At 74.1% G+C, this 13,893-nt stretch carries 12 protein-coding genes; 5 read left to right on the top strand and 7 right to left on the bottom strand.

Annotated elements, in window-relative coordinates; genetic code table 11:
• Positions 1-42: 42 nt before the first annotated feature.
• A complete protein-coding gene (locus ITJ48_RS08230; RefSeq protein ID WP_194613125.1) occupies positions 43-915 on the bottom strand; it encodes an ATP-binding cassette domain-containing protein in 873 nt (290 codons plus the stop codon).
• Positions 912-4,160: an ABC transporter permease gene (locus ITJ48_RS08225; protein ID WP_194613124.1), complete on the bottom strand. Its 3,249-nt coding sequence runs from the start codon at positions 4,158-4,160 to the stop codon at positions 912-914. The genes ITJ48_RS08230 and ITJ48_RS08225 overlap by 4 nt, the downstream gene beginning before the upstream one ends.
• A gap of 99 nt (positions 4,161-4,259) precedes the next feature.
• Between ITJ48_RS08225 and ITJ48_RS08220 the strand changes: the two genes are divergently transcribed.
• Entirely contained in the window at positions 4,260-4,697 is a 438-nt protein-coding gene (locus ITJ48_RS08220) for a hypothetical protein (RefSeq protein WP_194613123.1), read from the top strand.
• Positions 4,698-4,836: 139 nt separating this feature from the next.
• Positions 4,837-5,868 carry an LLM class flavin-dependent oxidoreductase gene (locus ITJ48_RS08215; protein ID WP_194613122.1) on the top strand — a complete coding sequence of 344 codons (1,032 nt, stop codon included), beginning with the start codon at positions 4,837-4,839 and terminating at the stop codon, positions 5,866-5,868.
• 24 nt (positions 5,869-5,892) lie between these two features.
• Here ITJ48_RS08215 and ITJ48_RS08210 read toward each other — a convergent pair whose 3' ends face one another.
• Complete coding sequence (locus ITJ48_RS08210; RefSeq protein WP_194613121.1) at positions 5,893-6,681, bottom strand: FadR/GntR family transcriptional regulator; 789 nt, start codon at positions 6,679-6,681, stop codon at positions 5,893-5,895.
• A gap of 94 nt (positions 6,682-6,775) precedes the next feature.
• On the opposite strand from ITJ48_RS08210, the gene ITJ48_RS08205 reads away from it, so the two are divergent.
• Genes ITJ48_RS08205 through ITJ48_RS08195 form a run of 3 tightly spaced genes read left to right on the top strand, consistent with a single transcriptional unit; the run spans position 6,776 to position 10,115 of the window.
• Entirely contained in the window at positions 6,776-7,678 is a 903-nt protein-coding gene (locus ITJ48_RS08205) for a proline iminopeptidase-family hydrolase (RefSeq protein WP_228506241.1), read from the top strand.
• A gap of 56 nt (positions 7,679-7,734) precedes the next feature.
• Positions 7,735-9,180: an APC family permease gene (locus ITJ48_RS08200; RefSeq protein ID WP_194613119.1), complete on the top strand. Its 1,446-nt coding sequence runs from the start codon at positions 7,735-7,737 to the stop codon at positions 9,178-9,180.
• The gene (locus ITJ48_RS08195) at positions 9,177-10,115 is read left to right on the top strand and encodes an acetamidase/formamidase family protein (protein WP_194613118.1); all 939 of its coding nucleotides are present in this window, start codon (positions 9,177-9,179) and stop codon (positions 10,113-10,115) included. Before ITJ48_RS08200 ends, ITJ48_RS08195 begins: the two co-directional genes overlap by 4 nt.
• 127 nt (positions 10,116-10,242) lie before the next feature.
• Here the strand turns inward: ITJ48_RS08195 and ITJ48_RS08190 are convergent, their stop codons facing one another.
• The 4 genes from ITJ48_RS08190 to ITJ48_RS08175 all read right to left on the bottom strand — a co-directional run bounded on the left by ITJ48_RS08190 (position 10,243) and on the right by ITJ48_RS08175 (position 13,795).
• The gene (locus ITJ48_RS08190; RefSeq protein WP_194613117.1) at positions 10,243-10,935 is read right to left on the bottom strand and encodes a hypothetical protein; all 693 of its coding nucleotides are present in this window, start codon (positions 10,933-10,935) and stop codon (positions 10,243-10,245) included.
• A gap of 173 nt (positions 10,936-11,108) precedes the next feature.
• Positions 11,109-11,702, bottom strand: a complete 594-nt coding sequence (locus ITJ48_RS08185) for a hypothetical protein (protein ID WP_194613116.1) — start codon at positions 11,700-11,702, stop codon at positions 11,109-11,111.
• 118 nt (positions 11,703-11,820) lie between these two features.
• Complete coding sequence (locus ITJ48_RS08180) at positions 11,821-12,978, bottom strand: M20/M25/M40 family metallo-hydrolase (protein WP_199732362.1); 1,158 nt, start codon at positions 12,976-12,978, stop codon at positions 11,821-11,823.
• Between the two features lie 208 nt (positions 12,979-13,186).
• A complete protein-coding gene (locus tag ITJ48_RS08175; protein WP_194613115.1) occupies positions 13,187-13,795 on the bottom strand; it encodes a hypothetical protein in 609 nt (202 codons plus the stop codon).
• Positions 13,796-13,893 lie beyond the last annotated feature (98 nt).

Genomic DNA, 13,893 nt, shown 5'->3' with positions numbered 1-13,893 from the left:
CCCGCACCCGCGCCCGCACTTGCACCCGCGCCCGCATCGCGCTCACTCATGCCTCGCGCCTCCCGTCGTCCGGCCGCCCGACCTGCCGTCCGTCTCGTCGACCCGGCGCACGCGCAGCTCGCCGGGCGCCACCTCCTCGACCGAGACGAGCGCCCCGTCCGACCAGTCGGCCCGAAGGGCCTGCGGCAGCTGCAGCGAGCCGTCGGTGCCGACGACCGACCAGCGCCCCTCCGCGGTGGCCTCCTCGCCGACCCGGCCGTCGCGGAGGTGGACCATGCGCTGCATCCGCGCGGCGACCGCGTCGTCGTGGGTGACGACGAGCACGGCCGTGCCCGCCTCCGACGTCGTCTCGACGAGCAGGTCGAGCAGGGCGTCGCGCGCCTCCGGGCCGAGCCGGCTCGTGGGCTCGTCGGCGAGCAGGAGGCGCGGGCGCGGCGCCAGCGCCACGGCCAGCGCGACGACCTGCTGCTCGGTCGGCGTCAGCAGGCCGACCGGTCGCCGGTCGCCCACGAGCCCGGCGGCGCGCAGCACGCGTCGGCCGACGCGGAGGTCGTCCCGCTCGCGGCTGCCCACGGCCCAGGCGACGTTGCCGACGGCGTCGTCGTGCAGGAGGAGGTTGGCCGGCGCTCCCTGCATCATCAGCCCCAGCGTGCCGCGGCGCAGGCGGCTGACCGTGCCGGGTCGCGCGGTCGCGAGGTCGGTGCCGAACACCTCGGCCCGGCCGGCCGAGGGCCGCGTCACCCCGGCGACGATCGAGAGCAGCGTCGACTTGCCCGAGCCCGACGGGCCGAGCACGGCGACGCGCTGCCCGGCGGGCACGACGAGGTCGACGCCGCGCAGGGCGGCGACGTCGGTGCCGGCCTCGCGGTACACGTGCACGAGCCCGCGGCAGAGCAGGGCGAGGTCGTCGTTCACCGAGGCTCCTCCTCGGGGCCGAGCTCGGGCCCGCTGCGCTCGGGCCCGCCGAGCTCGGGGCGGATGCGCTCGAGCCCGCTGCGCTCGGGCCTGCTGCGCTCGGACCCGCCGAGCTCGGGCCCGCTGCGCTCGGGCCCGACCGGTCCGCTCCCGCCGAGCTCGACGCGCCCCGCGACCCCGGCCACGCCCGCGAGCAGCGCGAGCGTGCCGACGACCAGCAGCGCGAGTGGCCCCCACGACGGCACGAGGTCGGGCGGCGGCGTCCGCCCCGAGCCCACGACGAGCGGCAGCCGCGACACGGTCAGCAGGTAGGCGACCAGCCCGGCCGCCCCGCCGAGCACCGTGCCGACCGCGGGAGGCAGGAACACCTCGAGGGCCGCCGCCTGCCGCAGCCGTCGTCGGGGCACCCCGGCCGACTCGAGCGCCGCCCGGTCGCCCCGGCGCGACGGCGCCGACACGACGCGCGCGGCCACGGTCGCGGCGAGCGTCAGCAGCAGGGCGGCGGCTCCCACCACGAGGGCCAACGAGGAGGCGCGGGTCGGCGACGCGTGCCGGTACCCGGCCGTCACCTCCTGCAGGGTCCGGGTGCCGACGACCTCGACGCCCTGGTCGGACAGGGCCGAGACGACCCGCGCCTCCTCGGCGGTCGTCATCGGCGCGAGCCACACCTCGTGCTCGGCCTCGGACGCGCCGGGATCGCTGACCCGGTCGAGCAGCGGGAGGTCGACGAGGATCCCCTCGCCGCCGATGCGCGGCAGGATCCGGGCGTGGCCGACCTGGGCCAGCACGCGCGACGTCAGGTCGGGGGCGACGCCGACGAGGCCGCCCTCCACCCCGGCGAACGGGGTCGTCGCGGTGCCGTCGGCGACGACGACCGGCAGCGGCTCGGGCGCGTCGAGCGGCGCGATCGACGCCGTGTTGCCGCCCTGCTGGTCGAGGAACGACAACGCCAGCCCGGGCACCGCGCCGCCGCGGTCGAGCGCGTCGGCGATCGCGGTCGTCGCCGGGCGGGTGGGGTCGACGGCCTCTCCGACGCGGTCGCGCCACCGGTCGGGGGCGAGCCAGCCGGCGGTGTCGGCCGCCGCCTCCTGGTCGGTCGAGATGCCGGTCACGGTGAGGGCGACGCCGAAGGTCGGGGTGGTCGCGCGCGAGCTGGTGACGCCGAGCCAGACGACCCGGCAGCCGCGCTCGCACGGGAACCGGCCGGGCACGCTCGTCAGGGTACCGTCGCGGGGATCGCCGAGGTCGACCGTGTGCCAGCCGTCGGCCGCCTGCACCACCACGCGGAGCGACACGTCGGCGAGGTCGGTCGGGAACCCCTCGACGGTGAGCCCCTGCGGCGCGATCGGCGTCACGTCGGCGACGTCGAGCGAGAGGCTCGAGCCGGTCAGCACGAACGAGTCGCCGACCGGCGGGGCGAGCAGCTCGGCCAGGCGGTCCGGGGTGCCGGCGGAGCTCCAGCCGGCCGACCAGGCGGACACCGCGCCGAGGCGCTCCGTGTCGACGGCGACGATGCGGCCGACGCCCTGGCCTCGGCGGAGCACGTCGACGGCCATCGCCCGGTCCCCGTCCGGGTCCGCGGCGCGGACCGCGTCGACGAGGTCCACGTCGTCGCGGACGCCCACCCTCAGCACGGTCGAGGCCCCGACGGAGGCGCGGGCCCGGTCGACCTGCAGCCGGTCGGCCGTCACGGCGACCTGGCTCGCCCACCCCGTCACGGCCACGCCGAGGCAGACGAGCACGGCCGCGGTGAGCACCGACGGCGTCCGGCCGAGCCGTCGCGTGACGAGCAGCGCGCCGAGCGAGCGGGGCGGTCGTCGGGCCGAGCGGCGGGCGAGCAGGGCGACGAGCCGGAGGGCGCCCACGCCGACGAGCACGGCGACGAGGCTGGGCGCGAGCAGCGCGACGCCCGGGCCGGTGGCCTCGCCCTGCGTGACGAGCGCGACGAGCACGGTGACGGTGACGAGCGCGAGGCCGGCCTGCACGACGACGCCGAGCCGCCCGAGCCGTCTCGGGTCGGCCGACCCGCCGAGCAGCTGGTCGAGGGGCACCCGCGCCGAGCGCAGGCTCGCGACGCCGAGGGCGACGAGCGACCCCATGAGCGCCAAGGAGGCGGCGCCCACCACGAGCGGGCTGGTCGGCTCCACGCGCCCGGCGTCGCCCAGCCAGGCCCGGGCCGCGACGGCGGCGGAGCCCCAGCCGGCCAGCGCCCCGAGCACCGCGCCGAGCACGACGGCCAGGGCCGGCTCGGTGAAGACCGTGGCGAGCCAGCGGCTGCGCGTCAGGCCCCGCAGTCGTGCGAGGCCCCACTCGGCCGAGCGGACGCGCGCCAGGCGCTGCACGACGAGTGCGACCGCGAACCAGGCGAGCGCGAGGGCCTGCAGCGCCGTGGCCGCGGCGATGACGGCGGCCGCGTCGGCCTGCCGGTCGACCTGGCCGAGCACGCCGGTGAGGCCGGTGCGCAGGCTGGCACGGGCGGCGGCGCCGTCCGTGCCGAGGGTCGCCTGCTCGAGGGCGGCGGCGTCGGCACGGACCCGAGCGACGTCGTCGAGGGCGAGCGGCCGCGACGGGATGAGCGCGGCGTAGACCTTGGCGTTCAGCAGCAAGGCGTCGAAGCCGTCCGACGTCACCACGAGGTCGTCGGCGCCAGGGACGTCGACCCGCACGGCGCGGGAGGGGGCGGCGAAGAACCGGCCGTCGTCCCGCGTCGGGTCGTAGCGCCCGCTGACGGTCAGCTCGACCTGGTCGCCGTCCGTGACGACCGTGAGGACGTCGCCGACGGCCACGCCCTCGACGGCGGACGACACCATCACCTGGTCGCTGCCGACGGGGCAGGTGCCCTCGTCGAGCACGGTGTCGCCGCAGTCGTCGCGGAGGAGGCTCGACACGCGGGCGCCGCCCGTCACGTCCGCGTCGCTCGCCGACGTCCAGAGCACGTCGGCGGCCGACTCCGCGGCCACCACGGGGGCGCGCCACACAGGGCCCAGGTCGACCGACTCGACGACGTCGCGGCCGTTCGACATGCCCACGAGGGTCGAGTCGCCGTAGAGGTCGGACACGACGACGAGGCTGAGATCGTCGACCCGCGAGAGGGCGGTCGCCTCGGCGAGGCCGTGCTGCTGGACGGCCCGGAGCAGCATCGGCGCCAGCACCGAGATCAGCACGGCGAGGGCCGAGAGCACGACGAGGGAGGCGGCGCCCGCGGGACGGCGGCGCACGCTCGTGACCCAGGCAGGTCGAGCCACCGGGCACCTCCTCGTGCGGTCGTGGACGAGCAGACACTACCGCCGAACGGTGCCGCGGCTGCACGTTCCCGGCGTGGGCACGCGCGCTAGCCTTCGACGGTGGACGACGACCTGCCCTGGGCCCGCTACGAGAAGGACAGGCTGCCGCGCGGCTGGGGCTGGCCCCTGACCCGGTCGACCGTCGAGGAGCTGCTGCGCGAGCAGGAGGTGGTGGTCGACGAACTGCACTTCGGGATGCCCCTTCTCCCGGCCGACCTGTCCCGCGTCTGGTTGGTCTCCGCGCGAATCCCCGGGAACGCCGTCTCGCCCCTGCGCATGCCGTCGGTCGACACTCGTAGATCACGCCCCTGGCTCCTGGTCAGAGCGTTGAGCCCGGAAGCCAGGAAGGCCGTCCCCGCCGAGGTCGTCCGGGCCGAGGTCGTGGCGACGATCGCCTGGATCGCCACGACCCTGAGCAGCGGTGACGCGCGCCTCGCCAGCGACCACTCCCGGTCGAGCTGGTGGGACGGAGAACGGGCCGTCTCGCGAGAAGACTGAGCTGGGCTCGGCGGCCGCGCGGAGGGGCTGCGCGGGGCAGGCGTCAGGGGACGAGACAGGCGTGGGCCCACGCCTGCCTCGTCCCACGACGCCGGCGTGACGACGCGCGCGGCGCAGCCGCCCCTGCGAGACTCGGGGCATGCCCGTACACGGTTCCCCGCTGCAGCGCCTCGGCTTCCTCACGATCGGGTCGTTCGACCCTGCGTCCCCGGCCGGCGGCCACGAGGACACGCTGCGCGTCATCGAGCGCGGCGAGCAGCTCGGCCTCGACAGCGCCTGGCTGCGGCACCGGCACCTGCAGCCCGGCATCTCGTCCCCCGTCGCGATCATGGCGGCCGCGTCGCAGCGCACCAGCCGCATCGAGCTCGGCACCGCCGTCACGCCGATCGGCGCCGAGAACCCGTTCCGCCTGGCGGAGGACCTCGGCACGGTCGACGTGCTGCTCGGCGGCCGCCTCAACCCCGGCTTCTCGACGGGCACGCCGATGAACTTCGACCTCTACCGCGACGCGATCTACCCCAACACCCTCGACCAGGAGGACCTCGGTCCCGACCGCCTCCTGCGCCTCCGCGACCTCGTCCGCGGCGACGTCGTCAGCGCCTCCCCGGGCCGCCGCGGCATCGAGGAGTTCAGCGACGTCGTGCAGCCGCACAGCCCCGGCCTCGTCGACCGGCTCTGGTGCGGCGTCGGCAGCACCCGGTCGGCGGTCTGGGCCGGCGAGCACGGGTTCCACCTGCTGGCGTCGAGCGTCACGAAGGCCGAGCAGGGCACCGACTTCGCCGTGAACCAGCGCGCCCAGATCGACGCGTACCGCGACGCCCACCCGGCCGGCGCCTCCGCCCGGGTCTCGCAGGGCCTCGTCGTCGTGCCGACCGACTCGGCGACCCTGGAGCAGCGCGCCCGCTACGCCGCGTACGCCGAGTCGCGCGCGGGACGAGTAGGCGTGCCGCAGGGCCCGGGACAGCTGCTGTTCGCCGCCGACCTGGTCGGCACCTCGGCCGAGATCGCCGACGCGCTGCACGCCGACCCGGCCTACCAGGCGGTCGACGAGGTCGCCTTCGCGCTGCCCTTCTCCCTCGAGCCGGACGACTACGCGCAGATCCTCACGGACCTCGCCGAGCACCTCGGGCCCGAGCTCGGCTGGGCTCCGGCCCCTGCGCCGACCTCCTGACGATCGAGGCGGGGAGAGGTGCGCTCAGGCGCTGCCAGCCCCGCCCCCGTCGCCGCGCACCACGCGCTCGAGCAGCTCGAGGTCGATGCCGACGTGCGCCCGCGCCAGCGACGCCGCCTCCCGCGCGCGCCCCGCGCTGATCGCGTCGACGATCGCCTCGTGCTCGGCGAGCGCGCGCAGCTCCATCTCGCGCATGCCGTCCCGACCTCCCCAGGGGTGTGCCGGCGCGGCGATGCTGACCCGCGCCTCCAGCTCGAACAGGACGTCGCGGAGGACGGCGTTGTGGGCGGCCTCGGCGATCGCGACGTGCAGCAGCTCGTCGGCCTTCTGCGAGGCGAGCCCCGAGTCGGCGGCGCGGTAGGCCTCGAGCCGGTCGCGCAGCAGGGCGACGTCGGCGTCCGTGCGGTTCTCGGCGGCCGCCTCCGCGACGGTGCCGTGCAGTCGGCCGATGGCGGCGCTCGTGTCGCTGAGGTCCGACCACCGGGCGGCGAGGGTGCGCTGCGCGACGGCGGACGTCGACCGGGCGTCCTGCTCGGGGCGGGAGTCCTGCGCGAGCACGAACGACCCGCCTCCTCGGCCGCGCTGCGTCTCGATCAGCCCCTGCTCGACGAGCCGCGCGAGGGCCTGCCGCACGGTCATGCGCCCGACGCGCAGCGAGGTCGCGAGCTCGCGCTCGGCGGGGAGGCGCTGGCCGGGCAGGTACTCGCCGGTCGCGATGGCCGTGACCAGGCGGTCGGTGATGTCGTCGGCGCGGGTCGTCGGCTCGAGGGGAGCGTCGAGGGCGCCGGAGGCGGTCGTCTCGCTCGTCGTCATCCGCCCTGCCCCTGCCTGCGTCCGTTGTTACGTCCACGTTAAGTCACGAACAAAGGTCTTGGCACGAGACCTTTCCGGGTGCATGCTCTCTCGCATGTCCACGAGCACCGCCGACGTCCTCCCCTTCCGTGACGGCCACACCTGGCTCCAGGTGACCACGCCCGACGAGCCGCGCGCGGGCGCCCTGCCTCTCGTCGTGCTGCACGGCGGCCCTGGCATGGCGCACGACTACCTGCGGAACCTCGCGGCGCTCGCCGACGAGACCGGCCGCACGGTCGTCCACTACGACCAGTTCGGCTGCGGCCGTAGCAGCCACCGCCCCGGCGCCCCCGTCGAGACCTGGACCCCGGCGCTCTTCGTCGCCGAGTTCGACGCCGTCGTGGCGCACCTCGGCCTCGAGCGCTTCCACGTGCTCGGCCAGTCGTGGGGCGGCATGCTCGGCGCCGAGATCGCGGTGCGGCAGCCCGCGGGGCTCGCCAGCCTCGCGATCTGCAACTCGCCCGCCTCGATGCAGCTCTGGGTCGAGGGCGCGGCCGAGCTGCGGGCCCAGCTGCCGACCGACACGCAGGAGGCGCTGCAGCGTCACGAGGACGCCGGCACCACCACCGACCCCGAGTACCTCGCCGCGACGCAGGTCTTCTACGAGCGCCACGTCTGTCGGGTGGTGCCGATGCCGCAGGACTTCGTCGACAGCGAGGAGCAGATGGAGGCCGAGCCGACGGTCTACCACACGATGAACGGGCCGAACGAGTTCCACGTCATCGGCACGATGCGCGACTGGAGCATCGTCGACCGGCTGCCGCGCGTGTCCGCTCCGACCCTCGTCGTGGCCGGCGAGCACGACGAGGCGACGCCCGCCACCTGGCAGCCCTTCGTCGACGGCATCGCCGACGTCCGCTCGCACGTGTTCCCCGGAGCCAGCCACTGCAGCCACCTCGAGCAGCCCGAGGAGTTCCGCCGCGTCGTCGCGGAGTTCTTCGCGGCGCACGAGTCCTGAACCACCCCCACCGCACCTCCTCGTCGTTCACCCGCCTCGACCCGAGAAGAGACACCATGTCCGAGAAGACCGCGTCACCCGAGCTGAGCAACCAGCAGCAGCTCGAGCAGTACGGCTACAAGCAGGAGCTGAAGCGGTCGGTCTCGACCGTCGACCTGCTCATCTACGGCCTGATCTTCATGGTGCCCATCGCGCCGTGGGCGATCTTCGGCACCGTCTACAACGCGTCGTCGGGCATGGTGCCCCTGGTCTACCTCGTGGGCCTCGTCGCGATGATCTTCACGGCGCTCGCCTACGCGCAGATGGCGAAGTCGATCCCGCTCGCCGGGTCGGTCTTCTCGTACGTCGGCCGGGGCATCCACCCGATCGCCGGGTTCTTCGCCGGCTGGGCGATCCTGCTCGACTACCTGCTCGTGCCGACGCTGCTCTACGTGTTCGCGGCCGAGTCGATGATCGGCATCTTCCCGGGCAGCGCCCGCTGGATGTGGGCGCTCATCTTCGTCGCGATCAACACCGCGGTGAACCTGCTCGGCATCAGCTCGATCAAGATGATGAACCGCGTGTTCCTCGCCATCGAGGTCGTCTTCATCGCGATCTTCGTCATCATCGCCGTGGTCGCGCTCAACAACGGCACCATCCCCGGCGCGGAGTTCACGACCGACCCGATCTGGGACTCGAGCAAGGTCACCGCGCCCCTCATCGCCTCGGCGCTGTCGATCGCTGTGCTGAGCTTCCTGGGCTTCGACGGCATCTCGACCCTGTCCGAGGAGAGCACCGGCAAGCGAGGAGGCGCGGGCAAGGCGATGATCCTCGCCCTGTTCATCGTCGCGTTCTGCTTCGTCCTGCAGACCTGGCTGGCCAGCGCGCTGGCGGGCGGCCGAGACTCGTTCCCCGAGGGCGAGGCCGGCAACGCGTTCTTCGACCTGGTCAGGGCCGCGTCGAACAGCGGCTGGGCGACGGCGTTCTTCGTCGTGAACGTGCTCGCGGTGGGCATCGCCAACGCGATGGCGGCGCAGGCCGCGACCTCGCGCCTCCTGTTCTCGATGAGCCGCGACAAGCAGCTGCCCGCGTTCCTCTCGAAGATCAACGCCCGCAAGGTGCCGCAGGCCGCGATCCTCGTCGTGTCGGCGCTGTCGGCCGTGCTCGTGCTCTTCTTCGTCGGGCAGATCAACGTGATCGCGTCGCTGGTGAACTTCGGCGCGCTGTTCGGCTTCATGCTGCTGCACGTGTCGGTCGTCGTGCACTACGTCGTGAAGAAGAAGTCGCGCAACTGGCTGCTGCACCTCGTCGTGCCCGTGATCGGGTTCCTGATCATCGGCTACGTGCTCGTCAACGCGGCGCCCGAGGCGAAGATCGGCGGGCTGATCTGGCTCGTGCTCGGCGCGGGCGTGTTCCTGTACTACCGCAGCCGAGGAGGCGCCGCCCCGACCCTGGGACAGGGCGCCGACGACGCTGCGGTCGCGTCGACCCCGGCCACCGACTCCGAGCGGCACGACGCGTGAGCGGCGGCGACGGCGTCGACCACTTCCTCGGCAACGAGCTCGGCCGCCCCGGCTTCACCGCCTCGGTCGAGCCGGTGCTGCGGATCACGCCGGGCACCGGCGAGACGATCGGCTTCGAGACGAGCGACGCGGTCTACGCCGAGCTGCACGAGCACCACGACCTCGCGCAGCTGTCGGTGCCGATCAACCCGGTCACCGGGCCCGTCTTCGTCGAGGGGGCGATGCCCGGCGACGCCCTCGCCGTGACGGTGCACGACATCCGGCTGGTCGACCACGGCTGGTCGGTCAGCCTGCCCGGCTCGGGAGCGCTGCAGCACGTGATGGGCGACGAGATGTTCACCCGGCGCGTGCCGATCGACGCCGACGGGGTGCACGTGACGTCGCGGCACACCTTCCAGGCGCGGCCGATGATCGGCTGCATGGGCACCGCGCCCGCCGAGGGCGAGAACTCGACGATCATGCCGGCGTACCCGCAGGGCGGCAACATGGACGTCACCGAGAACACGATCGGCTCGACCGTCTACCTGCCCGTGATGGTCGAGGGCGCGTACCTCTCGATCGGCGACGTGCACGCGATCATGGCGGAGGGCGAGTCGTCGTTCGTGGCGATCGAGGCGCAGGGCACCGCGGTCGTGTCGATCGACCTCGTGAAGGGCCTCGGGCTGCGGGCTCCGCGGATCGAGACGGCCGACGACTGGATCTTCGTCGGGCTCGGCGACCCCGTGCAGGAGAGCGTGCGGCGGGGCTACGAGGACGCGTTCGCGTTCCTCGTCGACGACCACGGCTGGTCGCGGGGAGACGCCTACGCCGTGCTCAGCGCGGTCGGGCACTCCCGGCTGGGCGGGCCGACGGGGTCGGTCGCGCCCGACCCGCTGCACCCGTTCGCGGCGGTCGGCGCGGTGACGCTGCACCGCGTGCCGAAGAGCGTGCTCTAGGCAGCCACGCCTGTGACGGCTGCCGCCTGCTGGCTGGCTGCTGGCAACATCTCTTCGAACCGTGTTCCGTTCGAAGAACCCGATTGCTCAGTGGTTCTTTGAACGGAACGCGGTTCTTCGCGAGAGCTCAGCTCTCGAGGTGCTCCAGGATCGAGCCGATCAGGTCGTTCGTCGGCACGTTGATCTGATCCACCGCGATGTAGAGGTCGCCGCGGACGAACCAGGTGTCGGCAGCCTCGACCGGGTACTGCTCGACCGCGACCTGCTGCTGGCAGAGCTGGCCGCCGTGCGCCTCCTCGCAGGTGGCGCCTGCTGCGGCGACCTGGTCGAGCAGGGAGGCGGCGGTCGGCTGGTCGAGACGCCCCAGGATGACGCCGATGCCCGAGATGTCTGCTCGAGGATCCCGCCAGTAGCAGTCGAGCTCGGCGGCGGCGTCGACGATCTGGAACGGCTGCGCGCCGGCCTCGGGCACGGAGGCCGTCCGTGCGCCCCGGGCAGTGCCGTCGCGGCGCGGGAAGTTCTCGGGGTTGAGGGGGATCTCGCCGAAGGTGGCGGCGTAGGTCGCCTCGTCGACGATCCGGGTGCAGTCGGTCGGGATGGTCACCAGCGGTGCGGCGACCTCCGTCTCGGTCGGCTCCGGCGTCGGCGACTCCGAGCTGCCTGGCGTCGACGTGGGCGGCGGCACGGTCACCGTCTCGGTCGGGCCGGCCGTGACGTCGTCGTCGCCGGCCGCGCCGCCGGCGCACCCCGTCAGGGCGACCAGTGCGGTGAGGACGAGAGCAGCGGCCCCCGTGGTCGTCCTGCGTCTGCGGTGCGTCATGGCTCTCCCCGTGGTCCGTGGTCCGTGACCCGTCGATCCGGGTGCCTGCGCCCACGGTACCGAGCCGGAGGAGGCGGTCGATCGTCCCCGAGGATGACATCGCCCTCGGACCGATCACGATCGGATCACGCTGCTCACCCGGCGAGGTCGCCGGCCCCGCCTCGGACAGCGGGTCACCCGTCGGCGTCGACCGTCCAGATGACGGTCCTGCTGCCGGCCATGCTCCTTCGGGTCCGTTCGTTCTTCGCCCCGGAGTAGCCGATCTCCGTCACGGTCGAGCCGCCGGGGGCCAGGAGCAGCACGCAGATGTCCGCAGAGCCCTCCGAGCGCAGGGCGGCCGCGGTCGCCTCGGCGTCGTTCGGGCAGTCCTCCCGGTCGAGGTGCGGCCCGCCGAAGCTGAGGCGGCTGGGGCCCTTCACGTGGTCGCCGTCGACGCCCACGACCCACATGCCGTTCTCGAAGGCGCCCGTCCTGCCGTCGCCCGACCAGCTGCCCTCGACGAGCTCGACGGTGAAGCGTGCCTCGTAGGCGTCCTGGCCGCCCGCGTCGAGCTCCCACCGGTCGAGCGTCTGCTCGGTCACCGGCTCCAGGGACTCGGCCGTGATCGAGAGGGTCCCGTCCTCGAAGTCGGGCTGGGCCCAGAGACGGGTCTCCACGGGTTCGCCGAGGGCGGCCTCGGGGCGGTCGCGCCCCAGGTACACGGGCACCACGACGGCGAGGACGGTGATGACGGCGATGCCGATCGGGACTGCTCTGCTGCGCTCCACGGGACCCTGCTCCCCAGGACCGTCCTGGCCCGGAGCTCGCCCCCTGCGGGCAGACCGGTGGGCTCGCCAGCCTCGTCCACCGCTCTCCGCTGCCCGACGTCCGCCCATGCCCTGCGCCCTACGCCAGCTCGACGAACAGCGCCGAGACGAACTCGGTGCGCTCGACCATGCCGCCGAGGCTGATCCACTCGTGGCGGGCGTGTGCCCCGCCGCCGACACCGCCGACGCCGTCGAGCACGGCGCAGCCGAGCGCGGCGGCGAAGTTGCCGTCGCTGGCGCCGCCCACCGACACCTCGCGCAGCTCGAAGCCGAGCGAGTCGGCCACGGCGGCGGCGCGTCCGTAGAGCGCGGCCGTCGCCTCCGTGCGCTCCATCGGCGGCCGGTTCCAGCCGCCGGTGACCTCGACCCGGGCGACGGGGTCGTGCGGGGCGAGGGCCGCGAACACGGCCTCGACCCTGGCCGCCTCGTCGGCCGAGGTGACCCGCACGTCGACCGAGGCGCGGGCGTGGCCGGCACGGACGTTGGTGCGGGTGCCGCCCTGCACGATGCCGACGTTGAGCGAGGTGCCCGCGTCGATGTCGGCCGCGCCGTGCAGCTGCAGGATGATCCGGGCCATCTCGTCCACGGCGCTGGCGCCCGAGCGCGGGTGCAGCCCGGCGTGCACCTCGACGCCGAACGTCTCGACCTCGAAGATGCCGACGCCCTTGCGGGCCGTCTTGACGGCGCCCTCCGCAGCGGACTCGAAGACGAGCACCGCGCCTCCTCGGGAGACCTCGGCCTCGATGGCGCTGCGCGACGCGAGGCTGCCGATCTCCTCGTCGCCGTTGAGCAGCAGCCGGACGCCCGGCCGGGGCAGCCCCAGGGCGTCGGAGGCGGCGATCGCGTGCCCCAGCTGGATCAGCCCCGACTTCATGTCGAAGACCCCGGGGCCGGTCATGTGGTCGCCGTCGATCGTGACGGGCCACTCGGCGAGGGTGCCCTCGGACCAGACGGTGTCGTAGTGGCAGAGCGCCGAGACCCACTCGGCCGAGCCGGTGGGCGACGGGTACTCGAGCGTGACGGTGTCGCCGTAGCCCTCGACGACGTGCACGCGGCGCTCGGCGGGCGGGCCCACGGTGCGGCCGAGCCAGTGCTCGATCCACTCCAGGCCGCGGGCGAGCAGGTCGACGTCGTCGGAGGGCGTCTCGAGCGACGCATAGGTGACCAGGTCGGCGACCATCGCCTCGCGCCGCTGCTCGATGCGCTCGCGCAGGGCGGTGATGTCGAGGTCTGTCACGGTGGTGCCTCCGGGGGAGTGGCGGCGCGGACGCCGACGTCGCTCACCAGGAGGACGCACCCCCAGGGTAGGAGGCGCGGGTCGCCACCGCCCGCCGGTCCCGACCACCTGGGGGCGGCTCGGGCCCGTGTGGCCGCTGTGGAGGAGCGGCGCGCTGCTCCCTGCGGGGCGCGCGACCGCCTCCTTCGGGCACGGCCACGGGCAGGGGTCAGGGCGCGTGCTCGCCCGGGGCCGGCGGCTGCAGGACGACCTGCTCGGCGCCCTCGCGGTCGAGCGTCCCGGGGAAGTTGTACCGGCCGAACGCGCCCGTCGGGTCGTGCGGGCTGACGGGCCGGGCGATCCGAGAGCCCCGGATCACGGCGAGCAGCAGCTGGCGGCGTTCGTCGTCGAGGACGGGCTCGGCGCGGTCGCGCAGCAGCACGGACGCCTTGCGTCCCTTCTTCTGTCCGAACCTCAGCAGCAGCCCCGACGCGTCGTCCCTCGACAGGGGGAGCAGCTCGGCCGAGTCGACCTGCTCGAACGCGAGCACCTTCCCGCGGATCCGGAGGCGCTTCCCCACGACGTCCACCGCGAAGGGCCGTGAGAGGCGCAGCACGACGTTCCAGGTGATCGCGGCCGCCGTGCTCCAGCCGACGAACCAGATCGGCACCGTGATCAGGCCCCAGGTCTGGAACGGCGACTCGCCCGACTTCGAGAAGAAGGCGCTCGCCGTGCCGACGAGCACCATGATCGGCAGGACGGTCCGCATGAGCCGGAGGAACGCCCGCTGCTTCGGGGCGTCGGCGAACTCGACCCAGGTGCCGGCGTCGTCGGACATGCGCTCGAGGGTACGGGAACGGCGCGGGGCGAGTGCCGATGTCCCGAGCGGGCGTCCCGGCGGTGTCGGCGGTGTCGGCGGCCGCCGATACAGTGACG

It is taken from the genome of Frigoribacterium sp. VKM Ac-2530, from assembly GCF_015350835.1.
Taxonomy (GTDB): domain Bacteria; phylum Actinomycetota; class Actinomycetes; order Actinomycetales; family Microbacteriaceae; genus Frigoribacterium.
This window is presented reverse-complemented; position numbering and strand designations above follow the sequence as displayed.